Raw genomic sequence first — 17,933 nt, 5'->3', positions numbered from 1 at the left:
ATTAATAACGTATTATTTTATCTATAGTATTTACCACATCTTTTGTTTGCGGGATAAATGCTTCTTCCATTAAAGGGCTGTATGGTACCGGGGTATCCGGGGCAGCAATGCGAATGACCGGGGCATCCAAATCATCAAAACAATATTCGGAAATCAATGCGGATACCTCGGCGCCAACGCCGCCCGTCTTTGTCTGTTCATGCAGAATGATCACCTTGTTTGTCTTTTTAACGGACTCGTAAATTGTTTTTTTATCCAGTGGCAGGAGTGTTCTCAAATCGACAATTTCAACAGAAACACCTTTCGTCTTCACTTCGTTTGCCGCTTCAATAGCCGTATGCACCATTGCTCCATACGTAATAACCGATACATCCGTGCCTTCCTGAACCACCTTTGCCATACCAATCGGTACGATGTAATCATCTTCCGGAACCGTATCTTTTATCCGCCGGTAAAGGTACTTATGCTCACAATAGAGCACGGGGTCATTGTCTCGGATGGCTGCCTTTAATAAACCCTTTGCGTCATACACACTCGACGGTGCCACAATTTTTAATCCCGGTACATTAAAAAAATATCCCTCAATACACTGTGAGTGAAATGCCCCGCCATGTATATTGCCGCCATAAGGTGCGCGGACAACCATAGGCACGGCGGTGCCCATGCGATAATGAAACTTTGCCGCCACGTTTATCAACTGGTCAAAAGCACAGGAAATAAAATCAGCAAACTGCATTTCAACAATCGGTCGCATACCTACGAGGGCTGCGCCAATTGCGGCTCCGGTAAACCCTGATTCCGATAAAGGGGTATCCAGCACCCGCCACTCTCCGTATTTCTCATAAAACCCTTCCGTTGCCCGAAACGCCCCGCCATATACCCCTACGTCTTCACCCAAAACAAACACGCCTGGGTCGCGGGACATCTCTTCATCCATGGCTTCCCTTATTGCTTCAAGATAGGTAATTTGTCCCATCCATGCCTCCTTTTTTACATTTGCATATATTTTATTAAAGGTGTTTTCACACATCGACAATTGGTTCTGCAGGAATAGCGAATCATGCTATATTATAATCAAACAGATAAGGGTGGCACGAACAAACTCCGTTTGTCCGTGCTGTTTAAAAATCAGAGATCTGACCTCTGGTAACACTTTAGTTTTTTGAAAAATGTACTACCTATAAGCTCCGTAGGAGCAGCCTGTTTGTAGCAAAATAGGATATTATAACAGAGATTAGCTCTGTTAGGAGCGACCTGTCTCTTGTAAATCCATATAAACAGGTCTACCTGAATACGGACAGGCCGCTCCTACGGAGCTATTTACCTTATTAAATTTTATTGCGCTACAAACAGACCGCCCCTAACAGGGCTACATGGTATTTTTTCTATCCCGGGAATTTTTCAAAAAACTAAAGTGTTACGACTTCTGACTTCTACTTGCTATAGATTCATAGATTCATTTTTTCTTCCTGCAAGCTACACGTCATAACCGCTTGCCTGACCACACAACCCTGCCGACAATCACAATATCACCATTCTCTATCTGAGCCGTTTTTGCTTCAATGGGTTTATAGGTAGCATTGTCGCACAGCAGATGAAGACTACCGCCTGGAAGGCGCTGCACTCGTTTAATGAACGCTGCCGCACCTTCGGTACGCAAGAGATACAATCCATCCCGGTCCAGCACATTATTTTTTTTGTCAACGATGACAACATCACCGTTTTTTAACGTAGGTTCCATGGAATCATCTTTTACATGAAATAAATAAAGCTTCGCTTTATTCGCACCGAATTCAGACATTAACCAATCGTTTTTAAACGCCATAAATCCCGCAGCATGTTCCGGTTCTTTTGCCTTTTCCTCCGAAAATATTTTGGCGTTATATATAGGGATACTCACATAATCACTCGTTTTTTCCTGCTCTCCTTTAATAAGCCAGTCAATGGATACCTGGTTTAAGAGGCAAAAACGGACGAGCAATTCGGAGGGGATTTCATTTTGTTTTTTGAAGGAAAGAAATGCCTGTGCTGTTATTTCAAGGCTTCTTGCCAAATCATCTTCCGATTTGGTATTCAGCACTTCCTTCAGCCGTTCTGTAACCTCTGAAAATTTTATATTATACATTTCTCAGTTTCCAAAAATTTAATACAGCATCCTAAGCCGGTATAGCCAGAACTAAAAAAAACGAAAACAGTCCTCAGTCTGCAATCTTCAATTTGCCGACTGCCGACTGTAGAGTGTCGACTGCCAACTGCATAAGAGACCATTAAATCTTTTGCCAAAAAGCACGCACTGACGAATGGAAGTGTGCGAAGAAATTACTAATAAGTACTAAGACCATTCCTATCTTGTTTCTACCGATGTCGCATAAACACCTTTCAGGCCGTCAGCGGGGTCGGGATACGGGCTCTCTTCTGCAAATGCCTCCGCTTCATCTATTTCCTTTTTTACCCTGGAGTCAATGCCGTCAAGTTCCTCTTTACCTGCTATATTCTTTTCCGTCAAATACCTTTCCATATTTGTGATAGGGTCCTTCTTCTTCCACTCTTCCAGCAATTCCCTTGGCACATATTTGGCACTGTCATGTTCCGAATGACCATGCATCCGCATGGTTTTACACTCTATAAACGTAGGGCCTCCTCCATTCCTCGCAACTTCATATGCCTCCTTTGCAGCCATGTAAACCTCAACAACATTGTTGCCATCCACAATTTTGCCGGGCATGCCGTATGCGGCAGCACGTTCTGCGACGTCTTTGATATTCATTTGCAACCGCAGCGGCGTCGAATATGCGTACTGATTATTATTACAGAAGAAAACAATGGGCAATTTTCTCACAGAAGCAAAATTCATCCCCTCGTGAAAATCACCGCGGCTTGTGCCCCCATCACCGGTACACGCAGCCACAACCTTCTTCTCTCCGCGTATTTTAAAGGCAAGGGCTACACCGGCGCCTACGGGGTAATTATCTGCCAAATGGCTTGGGAATCCGACAACGCCATACTTCATATCACCTATATGCACATTGCCTTCTTTTCCGCCGGTAACGCCAGTCTTTTTCCCGAAATACTGCGCAATAATGCGTTTTGCAGAAATACCCCGTATCAGGAATACTCCCATGTCCCTGAAATAAGGGGCGGCAATATCATCCTTTTCAAGCGCATATCCGTATCCAACAGACACCGCCTCTGTACCGTTGCTCGTCCATGCCCCTCCCATAATTTTCCCCTGATGGTAGAGAGAGGTTACACGATCCTCCAGCCTCCTCGTTAATTTAAGGTAATAATACATCTGCAATAGATCGTCTTTTTTTATTTCCATATATGCCTCTGCTTTATATGATAAAAATGAAGATTCTTGTGAAATAACATGTCAACAATTTCTTTGCACACTTCCATTCGTCAGTGCGTGCTTTTTAACAAAATATTTAATGCTAGTACATCGTCTCGTTAAAATGTGTACGTAAAAAAATGACGGTATCAATGTAGATATTTTAATGAAACGTTATACTAGAATTCGTTCAGTCCACAGTCTGCAACTTGCCGACTGTCGTCTGCTACGGTATAATAAAAATTGCAGGTCCCTTATATCCCATGTTCCGGAAAGAAATTACTAAAGTCAAATTTGGCAAACACTTATAAACATTGATTCTGCGACTACATGTCTTTTGGAAGTCTTTTAATTACTGGCCGAAAACAACATTGGACATTCCAAGTTTTTCCAATAGCATTTGTGTGACGGCGGGAAGTTTCACGGCTTTCTTTAAGGTTTCACCGGTATTTTTAGCCTCAAGAGTGGCGATATCTATATCTTTGAACGGCGCATAGAGTTCCTTTGAGTTTAAAAAATCTTTTTCTCCTATTGCCTTTCGTTGGTTTGATAGATAACGGTTTATAAAATATGCCAGGATGCAGATAGTATAGACGGCTTTAACATGTGCCTCGGTATTGACAAAGAAGGGCCTGATTTTTAAGAACGATTTTACATTTTTAAAGACATCTTCTATTTTTGTCTTGTCCCGATAGGCTCTAACTATAGATTGGGGTTTTGCTTTAAACGCACCTCCATCTTCCCGTTCTGTATGGTTAGTGATAAAAACACATACGCCATCCAACAATCTATCTGCGGCTATAACATCAGTTAACAGCTTGATTTCTATTTTGAAACTTTTGACGGATTTGACCTGCCCGTTTTTCAGTCTATGGGTAACGGTGATGGACGTCAGAACAGGGTCTTCGAAATATTTATGAATCTTTAACCTTTTCAGCTCATCTACAATGCGGCTCTTTGTTGCGTCATATTGCCGGTCTCTTTGGGCATTTTTAAGGTTTTTATTCTCTTCTTTGAGATAATCCTTAAAAAAGGTTATTTTCTCGTCTCTATTATTGCGGTCTTCTATAAATAAAGTGGGATTAAAACCGGTAATAAAACGCTTGTTTCCTATGACGCCATTGTCATGGTAGTATAATTCATCATCATAGTTTAAAAACCCTTGCGGGATAGGTATATCGGAGGCGTCCTTATCTTCTATGGATAACCCATTAAGAGACTTTAAACTGACACCGCAAGAGGGTATCTGATTTCTATCCAATGCCGAGATGTATTTGAGTTTGGCTTCTTCTATCAAATTGGCATTGTCCTCAGAGATTATGCCTCTGTCAAATACAAGGGTGACGTTTTTATCAGTCAATTTGAATCTGGTTTTACAGGCATTGATATTCTGTTTGAGGGTTTTTACCTCAGCGGTGTTCCCGGGGAATACATCCCATTTGAAAGGATATCCCTCAGAGTTGATAAGAACACCCAGTAAGACCTGCCGCCTGCCATGACACTCTATTTTGCCCTTGCCAAATGCCGATAGATCACAGTTATATCCCACAAAGTAGGAAGTAGTTAGGTCGTAGTTGATAAATTTATAGGATTCCGGACGTTTCCAGAAGGTTTGGTTAAAAAGGTGGTTCTCTATAGATATTTTGTTTTTGTGTATTTTATCTAATTCATAATAGATTTTATCGTCATTTAGGCCTGAAAGATCAATTTTAAGAATGTCCTCCAGCGCGCTCTTTTTCGCCCAATGAGGAATGGAATAATGAGAACACGGATCGGTGCACCTGTTAATAGTCAGTATCTTTGCAATCATATTGGTAGGAAGGGCGCCTGCAGTGACATCGTAGTCAAAAGCCTGATCAAGCTGCCACTGGTTCCACAACTCATTAACAACGGCTATATCGAGATATGCCCTGCTTTCCAGGACTGCAACGTCTTTGAGCTGAGTCTGCAATTGATCTGTGTTTTCAACTGTTTTACATATCAGTTTGATTTGCTCGGCTTGAATATCGGAAAGTTTCCCGATGGGCCAAAGTATTCTTTTTCTGACCTTTTTGCCATCCCTGTAGGATTCGGCAATAGAGTAAGATTTATAGGTTTTCCCTTTGTATTTAGAATCGCTATAAGTAAGGTGCATAATGTAGTCCCAATATTCTTTGACTACACTATCATTAATAAAATATTTTGTCAAGTCAGTATTTATAGGGTTATAAAGGATTTGTATTAATAAATAGGCCATTTATTCTGCGACTACATATTATTTTGAATTTGTGGAAACCCGCTTAAAATAAGGATTTTGTTGAAATCTTTCCGGAAAGGGGGTTATATACCGCCGGTAATTGCCCTGTCTATTTCCTTCTGCGCCTTCAGTTCCGCCACATGATGTTGTAGTTCTTCAATATGTGATTTCTCCCATTCTGCAAGTTCAAGCAGCAATTTTTTTGTCGCAGGTTTTGTTGCTTTTAATGAAGCATTATAATAATATTCATATGATTCCTCTTCTCTTTTTATCGCCTCAGTCAGGATATTCATAATCAATCCCACTTCCAATGGTTGTTTGCTCTCCACAAATTACTCCTTTCTGTTTTAATGAAATTGGTCATTAGTCATTGGTCAACCGCCGACTGTCGACGGTAGATTACCGGTGGAAGAAGAGACAATTGTAAGCTTGTGACGATTTTTTAATCTGTGCAATTGTTCGACTGCGCTCACGACGAAGTCTGTGAAATCTGTGGTTCCTCTTCCTTTTTTTAATCTGTGCAATCTGTGAAATCTGTGGTTCCTCTTTTGTGTTTCGCGTTTCGCGATTAAAGCGCATTATGTTCCGGGTTTTAACGAACTTAAAGGTTTCAGGCTGGACAGGCATGGATTTTTCACATTCCTGTGCTGAATCAGCGCCTTAAAAACCTCTCCCATGCCTTCAGGCAGGAAGAGGTTCTTTACTTTCAATACAGTTTCAAGATTGTTCCTAATGTTATTTAACTTCTCCAGTACCCCCAAAGCAATTAAATAATGGGATTGTTTGACCAATCCCGTCACCTCCAGCCCCGCCCCCTTCCCAACGTCCATCAGGAAAGAAAAGTCAACAGACGCGGTAATATCCTGTTCTCCCAGTCGTTCATAATAATCATGGTTAACGTTGTGCCGGTAATAACACCTCAATGTACCTCCCGTTGTGTTGTCCCGATAACGCCGCTGCGCGGTGTCTCCATAATCAATCGTTAGCACAAAACCGCAGTTTAATTTCTGTGCAACGTGATTCAGATAATCACGGGCGGCCAGGTTTATTTCAAGCACCCGGCTCTCTCTTAAAGGCATTTCAGCATTGATGCAATAGTCTTTTAATGCGTGATTACAAACATCACCAACAATTTCATAAAAATCGTTGCCATTGTACCCAACATATATCTCTTTTACTTCACCTTCTTTTACTAATAACCGGTGTACAGGCAGTGCATCGATAAATTCGTTTGACAAAAAACAGCCCTGAACAGCGTCAAATGAAAACCCATCCTCTCCATATGAGTGCCATGAAAGTTTTTCGTCAAAAACAGGATTGCCGCAAAAAAGTTCCTGCTGCTTTTCCCGAAGATGGGGATTCGATTCAACAATAAAGTACTGTACTTTTTTATAAAACCAGGGATACTCATTTTTTATATAACGCATAATATCATAACATAACCAACCGGCATTCGCTCCCATTTCCACAACAGTAAATGAAGCACGCCCCAATATCCTCCACATCTCTTCCAATTGGACTGCGATAAGTTCTCCAAACATCCGGTGAACAGCGGGGCTTGTATAAAAATCCCCTGATTTGCCAATTGACACAGCATTCGAGTTGTAATAACCGTATTCCGGATAATACAATGCCATCTGCATAAATTCAGCAAATGTAATGTTCCCCTTATTTTTTATACGTTCGATGATTAAGTCACTGAGGATAGTCATTAAGTCATTAAGTCATTAAGTCATTAAGTAAGAAAAATATTCAATATTCAATTCTCAAATTGTTGATCATTTGCCTTTATTCTTTTACATTGAATATTGGTAACTATTCAACGTAATTTATTAAACTACCGGAGATCAGAGCGCAACTCGTTCCCAAACCCCAGTTTGGGAACGCAATTGCACTGGAAACTTTGTTTCCAGTGAGGGTCTGACTTGACAAATTACAAACTGTCTTAACCCTGTGATTTTATTCCCTATCTATCAGCAAACAGGCGAGAAACCGGAGTTTCTCGAACAAATGCGTTCCCAAACTGGGGTTTGGGAACGAGCCGTGTATCGTTTACGCTGAATAGTTACGAATATTGAATATTAATTTTCAAATACGAAGCGCTAACTCCCTAATATATCGTTTTACCCCTTCAATGCCGGGATAAGAAACTCCCAGTTCCTTTGATTGCGTATTGTCGATTGTATGAATAGATTTTTTTGGCGTGCCACTGATAATTGACCGTGAACCACAAATTTCCCTGGCAATTTGGGCAACGTTCATATTATCAATATACATGTCCATCAGATTATATATCTTTCCCGAAGCATCTTTATTGCCGGCCGCCAATTCAATTGCACGGACAACATCTTCAACGTAAACTATTTTTCCCCCGCCGGATACTTCCACATCGCGGCCATGCTTAATATCTTTTACAATATTATACCAGGCGGAATGTGCAAGGTGCGGCGCAAGCCCATAAATGCCGACAGGCCGGAATATCGTTATGCCAAAATGTTTTGAAAGAAAATAAGAATGGCAAAATGCCTCCACAGACGCCTTGTAAGCCCCATAGTTAGAATCCGGCAGCAAGGGGTGCAATTCGTCAAGACGGATATGTGAATAAATAAATCCATAAACAGCACAGGAGCTGATAAAGATGCATTGTTTCACCCCCTCGCATTTCGCAGCATCAAGCAACTCTATGCTCCCCAAAAGATTCGTTTCCACAAATCGTTTTATATCCTTATTGCCCGCTTCATGAAATGACGCCCCATTTCTTTCGTACGCCATATGAACAACAATATCCGCGCCATACACAAATTTCTTCAGCGTTTCTTTATCGTCTAAATTCCCCTGCACATACGTTATGTTTTTTTGAAAATCCTGAAGATGCAACAGATTCGTTGTATTTCTAACAAGTGCCAGGATTTGAATGCCCTTCTCAAAAAACCGCTTTGCAAGGTAATACCCCAAAAAACCTGTTAAACCCGTTACCGCTATTTTCATAATATGCCCCTTTTTATCATTTGACTTTATACAGCAAAACGCCGCCATCACAACTATTACTCTTCCTGACTATCAAACACCATGCTTTTTATTATATTCGATATGAATGGTATGCCAATACAAAAATGCTTATGGCTTATGGCTCGTGGCTCGTGGCTCATGGCTGAAAACCTTTGAACTCTAAATCTCACGAAAGTTCCTCTCGTTCCTACGTTACTATGTGGAAACGAGAAGAATGGAGAATATGGCATAGTCGGCAAACTGCGGATTGTGGATTGTGTATTAAGAATTGTGAACTGGCGGTTGAATGGGTGGTTGTCCTTTTGTGTCAATTGCGGCGTTCGCCAGGCGAATATACCACTTTTTTGAAAACAGGTCGTAGGAAATCAGGCAGTTAAGGTTATTGTTGACAATTGCATAATATTGCTTTTTAACCTTGCCCTGAATATTCTTGTCCATCCATTCACTTACAATGCCGGTTACATAGAAGATCTTTCCCTGTAAGGTGAAACGATAGGGGACAACACAACTGATTGTAAGGTCGTTTACCGGCATCCATACTAATGAGAATGCCAGATGTGTAATGGTAGAGACAAGCGCATAACCATACACAAGAAGAACGGCAATGTGAAGAAAGTGTGAAAATGCGACTATGTATTGTCCGGCAAAAATGCCCGTTAATTGTTTGGTTCCAGCCGCATATAAGGCAAGAGACAGCGCTATCTCCCAATATCCTACTGTAAACACGAAGCGGTCATCATTATACGCCTGTTTTTTCAGCGCCATAATACTCAATAATGGCAGCCACCATAGCCCCACAGACCAAAAAAACAATGAAAACCCTTTTAAAAAAGGTAAAAGATCAAGAAATGTTCCCCCTGTGGCTGATATATGCTGAAATAATGTAATACCGGTAAGCGCCGTAAGCGCAGCGGCTCCTACATTCATCCAATAGGGTGAGAGTTCTGAATTATTGGGGAATGAATAAAAAATGAGCCTGAGTACAATTAACGTTATAAACAGAAGATATAAAAACGCCCCTATCGACCACAAACCAAAAGAAATCAGGTGGATAAGGAATAGGTGGCTCGTTGCCTGTTTGGCGGCAATGATACTCATCAAAGCGGTTGCCTGAGTACCTATGCAAATAAAAAACCATCCGCCGTGCAATACTTCTTCCAGTTTCCGCTCTTCAGATTTGCGGGACAAAAACAAAAAGCTGAAAGATAAAAGGGTAATAATTACCCAAAGGGCAAGAGAAACATACAAGAATATCCAGGAAACGGTATAATTGCTCCATAGTTTAGAACAAAAAACACCTGCAAGGCCAATAACCCCCACCACTGAAAAGAGATAGTTGGTTTTTTCCGGGCTATGAATGTCATGTGAAAATTCGCTGTAAAAAAATACGGCCTTCATGGTGATAAAGGCCGCCACTAAAAAAAATGCTGTAATTCCGGCGATAAAAAGATAGGGAGCAGCTTCATTATACCCGTAGGATGACGATATGAGCGCCATCATCATTGTTGCCATAGCGGGAATAAACCAGCGGGTATTGGTTGAATAAGTTGCAATCGTTACTATGTTCATACTATTGTCCCACGGCGGGCGTCATTTCATCGCCCTTCTTTGTTATAAAAGTCTTTTCTTCCATAAAGGAGAGGCACATGAGGCACACGAGAGAAACAAAGATGAATCCTAATGAATTATTGTTGGTATAATCCCTGATGGTGCCAAGAATTATGGGAAGAAAAAATCCTCCAAGCCCTCCGGCAGCTCCAACCATGCCACCTACGGCGCCTGTTTCTTTTGGAAAGTATTCCGCTACCAGTTTAAAGACAACGCCATTCCCAATGCCCAGACAAACCGCCATGCAATAGAAAACAACAAGCGTAAGCGCAAGAGAACTGCTCAGATTCAGATAAATAAGTATGCCAATAAGGAACAAGGAGATAATTGTTAAAACATGTTTCCCATGGAAGATATCTCCCAGGTATCCGCCCAAAATCCTTGAAAAAGTCGCCAGAAACACAAATACAGAAGCATAGCTGCCCGCCTTTACCGGTGTAATGTTGTAAGATTCTTTAAGATAAGAAGGCAGCCAAAGCGAAAAGCATACAAAAAAACCAAACGTCATGAAATAGAAGAGGGAAAACACCCATATTAAATGAGAAGATTTATATACCTTCAGCCGGTCGCTCAAGGTCTTGGGTTTCACCGTTTTAGGTTTTGGCGCATCAGCGGAAAAAAACCAGTAAATAGCAGCCATCAAGAGCAATGGAATGGAATAAAAGATAAACGCTTTGTTCCATCCTACGGATTCAGCAATAAATGGCGCTCCAAAGACCGCTGCAGCAGAACCGACATTTCCTATGCCATAAATTCCCAGCGCCAACCCTTGTTTTTCTTTTGGATACCATTGGGAGACCTGTGGAATACCAACGGCAAAAGACGCCCCGACTGCGCCAAAAAACAACCCGCATATCAATAAAAACAGGTAGCTATGCGCAAAGCCTGCGATGAACATAGGGAAAAAACACACCGCCATCAATGCGCTAAAGACCTTTCTTCCGCCATATTTATCAGTCAAAATACCAATAGGCACTCTGACAATGGAGCCAAGCAACACCGGTGCGGCAAGCAGCAATCCCAATGCGGTTGAAGATAAATCAAATACCACTTTTAAATATGAGGCCAAAGGCGCAAACAGTGACCATCCGGCAAAACTTACCGCAAAGGCAAGCGTAGCAAGTATAAGCACCCTTGTGTTCCCTTTTAATTCTTCAACTTCAACAGGTGTATTTGCAGAAACATTCATAAAAAAAACTCCCGGTAATGTAATGAATGAAATTAATCTATATGTTTACCGCAGTGATTTTAATCCTGACAAGGTTTCAAACCCTGTCAGGGTTGATGGAAAAGCCTTTTAAAATACTACAGCGTATGGGATATCTCGAAAGAGGTTTGTACCTTTAACGGCAAATGGTAATACTCATCGGTAATCAGAGTGCTGCTTTGTTTTATAAACACCAGGTTGTCGTCCATTCCCTTCATCAGGGTGAAAAAACCGTTTACCTTTCCATCCCTGAACAGCATAGATAATGTCTTTTCATGGTCATAGGGATGCGCATACAATTCATTTATCTTTTTCCCGAGCATGTCATCCGGAGACGAAAAGCCAAGAAGCCTTGCTCCCGCAGTGTCGATATTCAAAAGTACGCCATCGTAAGACGCCTCATACTCAAACCACCCCTTTGTAAATTCCGCGGTTAAAACTTTTTTTGTCTTTTCCCTCGGGGATAAAATAACGTTAGTCATAAATAACTCCTTTCAAAAAATTAAGCGTCTTGAAAATGGTCTGTATCATCTACAGTAGTTATTCGAATTTGCTTTTTTAGCCTTTTTGTGACATATCATTTATCAATGGCTAACAAGGTCTATCATTCCTTATACGGAACGAGAGCGCTTTTTAATGGTAATTTCCGCCTTTTACCAGTTCGCTCTCCTTCTTATCATTGTGAAAAATATTTTCAGATTTTTTAATACGATACTCCTTTCTGAACTTTGAAATGTTATTTTCTATAAAACCTTCTTCTCTCAGTATGGCAATAGATCCCAGTACACTAAAGGGATTTGATATTCTGTATTCCTGTTCTCTGATATAACCGCTTTCCTTCTTCAACTGATATCCGTCCAAAATCGCTATGATAAATCCCACAACAAGAATAAGGGCAGTCCCGATCAAGGTTTTTTTAGGGAGAGGCAAACCTTTTATCATATATCCCAGATTGATTTTTCTGTGTAATAAAAAGGCAAGAACAACTGCGGGAATGAGCACTACAATCATGAAAGATTTTATCATTGAGTTAATATTGTTTATTGTATTAAATGCCTCATCTGCATCTATCTCCACCATTAAACCCATGTGCATATCTTTCAGCCAGCGCCATGCGCCAACGACCTTTATTCCTCCATAATCGCGATATCCTTCCAGGTTATAGCCGGAAGCCTTTCCCGTAACACAACTTTTCACTCCTTTTGTCATCATTTTTGTTTCCGGGTTCTCTACAATGTGACACGTTTTGCATGTATCATTCGTCTCATTTCCATGGTGACGGGAAAATCTTGATTGTGTAATCATAATTCCTTCTTTATTTATCAAATAGGCTTCACCTGTTTTCCCGAGTACAAAACTATTCATCGCCGTATCCAGCAGGGAAGTATTCATCCAAAGGAAAATCGCTCCAATGATATCGTGGCGATTTCCCTTGATTGGGTATGATATGAACAGCGAAGGTTCTTCAGTGTCTTCTTTTTTATTTACCGAGAAATGTGATACGCCAGAAATATATGACTTGCCGTCGTACAAAGTCTCCTGAACATCCCGAAAGGCGTCTTCCTTCATAATATTCGTTCCCTTAAGTGACTTTTCGTCTGCGGTCGTTATGTGTACAATACCTGCCGCATCACATATAAAAATCCCTTTATAACCATAATCTGCCTTCGTACACTCCAGTTGCGTGCTTAATCGTAAATATTCAAGTTCATTTCCGCCGCTTAAAATACCTACAAAATCTTCATCACCATAAATAAACATTGTGCTTTGAATAGCATCAGAAATTGAACGTGCATGCGATCTTCTTTCTTCCCAAAACCGTGAGAGAAGGTCATTTTGTTTGTACAATGCGTCTTCCAGATTTCTTTGAACATGTTGTTCCAGCTCTGTCTTCGCATTGGGAAATGCCAACATGCGAAACAACAAAAGCGGAAATAATCCAAAGAATACAAGGGTGATAGCTACGATAAATATACTTTCCTTAAATAATTTCTTCATGTTTTACCTCTTCCATGTTAAATTTACCGGCCTCTTCCGGTTTCATTAATTCATTAAGACACGACTTGATTTCATCCATACTAAAAGGTTTCCTAATTACCTTTTTTGCACCCTTACAAATGGCTTCCCTTGCAATATCTTCATACGTATATGCTGTAATAATCACTATTGAAGAAAAAAGCTGTTCCTTTCGAATGCGTTCTAACAGTTCAATTCCATCTATGCCTGGCATCTTCATGTCCAGTAATATCACTGCATAGTTTTTCTTTTTCATCTCTTCCAGTGCATCCATGCCGTTTGCTGCAACTGTTGTCTCAAACCCTAAATCCGTCAGGGAATTCGATAATACCTTTCTATACCCCTCTTCATCATCAACGATCAGAATTCTTTTCGATAGCATGTGTGTACTCTCTGTTTCCTGCACTAAAATGGTTAAACCTTTTCTCACTGTTCTTGTGATGCCAGATGTTTTCTTGCGATAGCGTTCGTTGTTTTATGAATAGAGCAACCGATGTGCCTGTAAAAAAACAGAACAGTAAAACATTCATAAGTGCTTTCATTCAGAAGATATAAAATTTTTAAAAACTAAAACAGGCAATCTGTGAACAAAGAATATTGTAACCTTTTTGTTTCCTGTTAAATTTATGGCAATAGGCATAACTACATAAAATAACAAGGTATAGAAGCAAAAATGCAATAAAGTTACAGATGGAAACAATTTGGTTGCAGTTTCGTAAAGGTGAGCGGGGCGACAGGGCAAATACAGGCAACTTCTTAATAAGTTGAGGTTTTTATAACCACAGTCGGCAATCCTCAATCCTCAGTCTGCAATTTGCCGACTGTAGATTGCCGATTGCCAAAGAGGGAGTGGCAACATCAAAAAATTCTATTTAAACGCTTAGGCATGCTGTATAATATTGACTTCGTAACATTTTAGTTCTATGAAAGAAAACCACTCGTTCCCAGGTAGCGTCAAAGCATGCCTTGTCGCTAACTGGGAACGAGCATTTTTTGCTTTTTCAAAAATCTAAACTGTTACGGTTATTTTAATCGGGATTTTGGATTTTGTTTAATATTTCATAATTTCGTGTATGGATAAATATATATTTTTTGCAAATAAGAATTCCTTGCAAAAGCATGGATTTACTTTAATCGAACTTATTATCGTTATGGTAATTATGGGAATCATTGCCGGTATTTCAATTCCCCGCTATACAGGGTCTCTTGATACCATTAAATTCAGGAAGATTATGTCCGGCATTGTTTTTTCCCTGAGAGAAGCCAGGATTATTGCAATGTCCGGGGGGGCAAAAACGGAAGTAGTGCTTGACCTGTTGGACGGCTATCTATGGTGTGAAGGCATGGAAAAATTGGAAATCCCCTATGAAATACAAATGTTTTCTGATAATTTTGAGGATGCTGACGAACAAATAAGGGTCTTTACCTTTTATCCGAGCGGCACTGCCCACGGCAGGAAATTGGGGTTTGCATATGGTGAAATGACTGCGGTTTTGCACATAGAACCCCTGGGCGGCCTTGCCACGTTTCGCTTAGGCGAAGACATGGAACAGACCGTAAAATATGAAAGAATCCCGGGAGAAATTACCGATAAAGAAATTGAACAAAAGATCAATGCATTGAAAGTTTCTGCTGTTTTAACAAGTAGAGGACCAAGGGGAAAGACCCCATTACACGCGGAGAACAGAAGCGATTCCTTTGACAACTACGAAGATGATTCCTATGATGTCGATGAAGAAGATGAAGATGTGGATGATTAATGGCATGCGCTAAACGGCCAATGTATTATATTAATACTTTGAAAAGACGAAAGGGGAACCACCGATCACACAGATTTTGAATTTGTTTTGAATTTTATGCTTTATCATTAGAATTTGTTTCGTATTTAGTATTTCGGATTTTACCATTAAATATTTTGTCAAAAAGAAGTATTGTTACAATTTTACAACCTTTACTACATGGAGTATGGTGAAATGAAAGAATTGAAAATGAGGTCGTATTTGTTGAGAAATGGTGGTTTTACGTTGTTGGAATTGCTCATAGTTATGATTATTATAGGCCTGCTTGCTGCATTGATAGGGCCTAAAATGATTGGCCGTGTGGGTGAATCACGGCAGACAGTGGCAAAACAACAGATTGAAGGATTCTCAACGGCCCTGGAAATGTTTAAACTCGATACTACCAGATATCCAACGCAGGAGGAGGGTATGGAGGCATTGGTTGCGGCGCCGCACGAAGTGGAAAACTGGAAAGGCCCCTACTTAAAAAAGAAGTTTATTCCTAAAGACCCGTGGGGAAATGACTACGTATATGTGTATCCGGGAGAGAATGGCGATTATGACATTATTTCGTATGGCGCTGACGGCGCAGAAGGCGGCGATGGTGAAAATGCAGACGTGGTAAGCTGGGAGTAGCATTCATAGGTGAGGGCGGCGAAGCAACATTATGAATGCAGGGTTCAAGCCGCAAATTTGGTAACACTTTAGTATTTTTAAACTGGAAATTGTAATTTGCAGTACGACGAACCTCGTCGTACTGCATGGATTTAGCGGGCTTAGATATCTCAGAGAGGAACAAGCCGCAATCTTTTATTCCAAATGCACTGTCCCTACACTACTACACGGCAAACAGCACTATTATTGAAATTTTTTAAAGAACTAATGTGTTACCAAATTTAAGCCCACAAAGGTGTTTTTGCAGGAGAGAATAATAAAGTATGGTGTTGGCAACGGACAATAATGTCGGAGAGGTACTTCTTGAAATAGGCAAGATAAACCGTCAGGACTTAGAGCGGGCATTTGAAGCGCAGAAGCAGACGGGACAAAAGCTTGGCCGTATACTCATTGACCTTGGAACCGTTTCAGAAGAAGACCTGCGCCTCGCATACAGCAGGTTGCTGGAAATACCGGTTTGGGAAAAAAAGAAGACGGATACATATCCGATGCTGGAAAATGTGCCGAAGGTGTTTTTGACCACAAACCGGGTGCTTCCTTTAAGCCTCGATGAAAACGTACTAGATATCGCGCTTGCAGATCCGCAGGATACGCTGCTGATTGAAGCAATTGCATTGTCAACCGGCAGGGAGGTAAGGGTCTTTGCCGGAACAGAAAGAGATATCATTAGTTCTCTGGAAAAACTCTATGAAACCGGGGTGAGCGAAGAAGAGGAAGATGCTATGGCTTCATCTGTTGAGATGATGGAAGACATAGAACAATTGCGTGATATGGCCTCCGAAGCGCCCGTTATCCGCCTGGTAAACAGCATCCTGACAAAAGCAATTGAAGTAGGCGCCAGCGATATACATATTGAAGTTTTTGAGAGAAATACCCGGCTGCGTTACCGGGTGGACGGCGTCCTGGGTGAGCTTGCCCCCCCGCCCCGCGAGTTGTATAACTCAATTGTTTCACGTATCAAGATTATGGCAAAGTTAAATATTGCCGAAAAACGGCTGCCGCAGGACGGCAGGATAAGAATGAGGGTTGCAGGCAAGGAGATTGATTTACGTGTGTCCATTATCCCTATGAGTCATGGCGAAGGTATTGTAATGAGGATTCTGGACCGTACTGCCGTAATGCTGGATCTGGAAACGCTGGGATTTCAACCTGAATTTTTAAAGAAATTCCGGAGGCTGATCAGCAGGCCGGAAGGCATGTTTCTTGTGACAGGCCCAACAGGAAGCGGAAAGACAACCACACTGTATGCCGTTCTCAAGGAGATCGTTTCCCCTGAAGTGAAGATAATAACCGTAGAAGATCCGGTAGAATACAGTATGCAGGGCGTAAACCAGATACAGGTAAACCCCCAGATCGACCTGACGTTTGCGTCAGGGCTGCGTTCAATTTTACGCCATGATCCGGATGTTGTTTTGATCGGCGAGATCAGGGATCGCGAAACGGCGTCAATCGCTGTCCAGGCCTCTTTGACCGGACACCTCGTGTTTTCAACACTTCACACAAATGATTCGGCTTCTGCCTTTACCCGGTTGATGGATATGGGAGTAGAGGATTACCTGATTTCATCGTGCCTTATTGGCGTGCTTGCCCAAAGGCTTGTTCGCAGGCTATGCCCGAAATGCCGGGAGTTGTATATGCCGGGGCCGGAGATCCGCAAGACGGTTGGGCTAGAAGAAGGCGTCCCCCTGTATGGCCCAAAGGGGTGTGATGATTGTAATAATACGGGGTTGAAGGGAAGAAGGACAATTGCAGAGTTTCTTGTAGTGGATGAAGGCATTCGAAGACTCGTTTTAGCCCACAAAGACTCAAGTGAAATAATGAAAGAAGCCGTGAAAAAAGGGACAAAAACGTTATGGGATGACGGGCTGGATCTGGTTCGAAGGGGAGAGACCACCCTGGAGGAACTACTCAGGGTCTCTTCTGATACGGAAAACGGGTAGTCGGCAATTGGTAGTCGAATATCGAATAATTAACTGCTAATGGACGCAAATAGACGCGAATAAAAAAAACTCATATTAGCGTTTATTTGCGTCCATTAGCAGTTAATTCCCAGCGGGTTCACTCATTAGAAGG

Annotated in this window: 15 protein-coding genes; 3 read left to right on the top strand and 12 right to left on the bottom strand. The window is 41.4% G+C overall.

Features of this window, described 5'->3' with window-relative positions:
* Position 1: 1 nt before the first annotated feature.
* From KSMBR1_RS16610 to KSMBR1_RS16555, 12 genes are all read right to left on the bottom strand, one after another.
* Positions 2-976, bottom strand: coding sequence for an alpha-ketoacid dehydrogenase subunit beta (locus tag KSMBR1_RS16610; RefSeq protein WP_099327100.1), 975 nt, complete (start codon positions 974-976; stop codon positions 2-4).
* 507 nt (positions 977-1,483) lie between these two features.
* Positions 1,484-2,125 (bottom strand): LexA family transcriptional regulator, encoded by a 642-nt coding sequence (locus tag KSMBR1_RS16605; RefSeq protein WP_099326319.1) that lies wholly within the window; start codon positions 2,123-2,125, stop codon positions 1,484-1,486.
* A 219-nt stretch (positions 2,126-2,344) separates the two neighbouring features.
* Positions 2,345-3,322 (bottom strand): thiamine pyrophosphate-dependent dehydrogenase E1 component subunit alpha, encoded by a 978-nt coding sequence (locus tag KSMBR1_RS16600; RefSeq protein ID WP_099326318.1) that lies wholly within the window; start codon positions 3,320-3,322, stop codon positions 2,345-2,347.
* 361 nt (positions 3,323-3,683) lie between these two features.
* Positions 3,684-5,567: an IS1634 family transposase gene (locus KSMBR1_RS16595; RefSeq protein ID WP_099324133.1), complete on the bottom strand. Its 1,884-nt coding sequence runs from the start codon at positions 5,565-5,567 to the stop codon at positions 3,684-3,686.
* 83 nt (positions 5,568-5,650) lie between these two features.
* A complete protein-coding gene (locus KSMBR1_RS16590) occupies positions 5,651-5,896 on the bottom strand; it encodes a ferritin family protein (protein WP_099326317.1) in 246 nt (81 codons plus the stop codon).
* A 249-nt stretch (positions 5,897-6,145) separates the two neighbouring features.
* Positions 6,146-7,279, bottom strand: coding sequence for a class I SAM-dependent methyltransferase (locus tag KSMBR1_RS16585; protein WP_099326316.1), 1,134 nt, complete (start codon positions 7,277-7,279; stop codon positions 6,146-6,148).
* 376 nt (positions 7,280-7,655) lie between these two features.
* Positions 7,656-8,555: an NAD-dependent epimerase/dehydratase family protein gene (locus KSMBR1_RS16580; protein WP_157820674.1), complete on the bottom strand. Its 900-nt coding sequence runs from the start codon at positions 8,553-8,555 to the stop codon at positions 7,656-7,658.
* Between the two features lie 282 nt (positions 8,556-8,837).
* Entirely contained in the window at positions 8,838-10,145 is a 1,308-nt protein-coding gene (locus tag KSMBR1_RS16575; RefSeq protein ID WP_099326314.1) for a tellurite resistance/C4-dicarboxylate transporter family protein, read from the bottom strand.
* Position 10,146: 1 nt separating this feature from the next.
* Positions 10,147-11,373 carry an MFS transporter gene (locus KSMBR1_RS16570; RefSeq protein ID WP_099326313.1) on the bottom strand — a complete coding sequence of 409 codons (1,227 nt, stop codon included), beginning with the start codon at positions 11,371-11,373 and terminating at the stop codon, positions 10,147-10,149.
* A 116-nt stretch (positions 11,374-11,489) separates the two neighbouring features.
* On the bottom strand, positions 11,490-11,873 hold the full coding sequence (locus tag KSMBR1_RS16565; RefSeq protein ID WP_099326312.1) for a PAS domain-containing protein: 384 nt from the start codon (positions 11,871-11,873) through the stop codon (positions 11,490-11,492).
* Positions 11,874-12,024: 151 nt separating this feature from the next.
* Positions 12,025-13,389 carry a cache domain-containing protein gene (locus tag KSMBR1_RS16560; RefSeq protein WP_099326311.1) on the bottom strand — a complete coding sequence of 455 codons (1,365 nt, stop codon included), beginning with the start codon at positions 13,387-13,389 and terminating at the stop codon, positions 12,025-12,027.
* Entirely contained in the window at positions 13,373-13,789 is a 417-nt protein-coding gene (locus tag KSMBR1_RS16555) for a response regulator (RefSeq protein WP_099326310.1), read from the bottom strand. Before KSMBR1_RS16555 ends, KSMBR1_RS16560 begins: the two co-directional genes overlap by 17 nt.
* Before the next feature lie 691 nt (positions 13,790-14,480).
* Between KSMBR1_RS16555 and KSMBR1_RS16550 the strand changes: the two genes are divergently transcribed.
* The 3 genes from KSMBR1_RS16550 to gspE all read left to right on the top strand — a co-directional run bounded on the left by KSMBR1_RS16550 (position 14,481) and on the right by gspE (position 17,800).
* The gene (locus KSMBR1_RS16550) at positions 14,481-15,167 is read left to right on the top strand and encodes a prepilin-type N-terminal cleavage/methylation domain-containing protein (RefSeq protein ID WP_099326309.1); all 687 of its coding nucleotides are present in this window, start codon (positions 14,481-14,483) and stop codon (positions 15,165-15,167) included.
* Positions 15,168-15,380: 213 nt separating this feature from the next.
* Positions 15,381-15,821 (top strand): type II secretion system major pseudopilin GspG, encoded by a 441-nt coding sequence (gspG, locus tag KSMBR1_RS16545; RefSeq protein WP_099326308.1) that lies wholly within the window; start codon positions 15,381-15,383, stop codon positions 15,819-15,821.
* 302 nt (positions 15,822-16,123) lie between these two features.
* A complete protein-coding gene (gene gspE, locus KSMBR1_RS16540; RefSeq protein WP_099326307.1) occupies positions 16,124-17,800 on the top strand; it encodes a type II secretion system ATPase GspE in 1,677 nt (558 codons plus the stop codon).
* The last annotated feature ends 133 nt before the right edge of the window (positions 17,801-17,933 follow it).

Origin of the sequence: Candidatus Kuenenia stuttgartiensis (assembly GCF_900232105.1) — a bacterium.
In the GTDB taxonomy this organism is placed as follows: Bacteria; Planctomycetota; Brocadiia; order Brocadiales; family Brocadiaceae; genus Kuenenia; species Kuenenia stuttgartiensis_A.
This window is presented reverse-complemented; position numbering and strand designations above follow the sequence as displayed.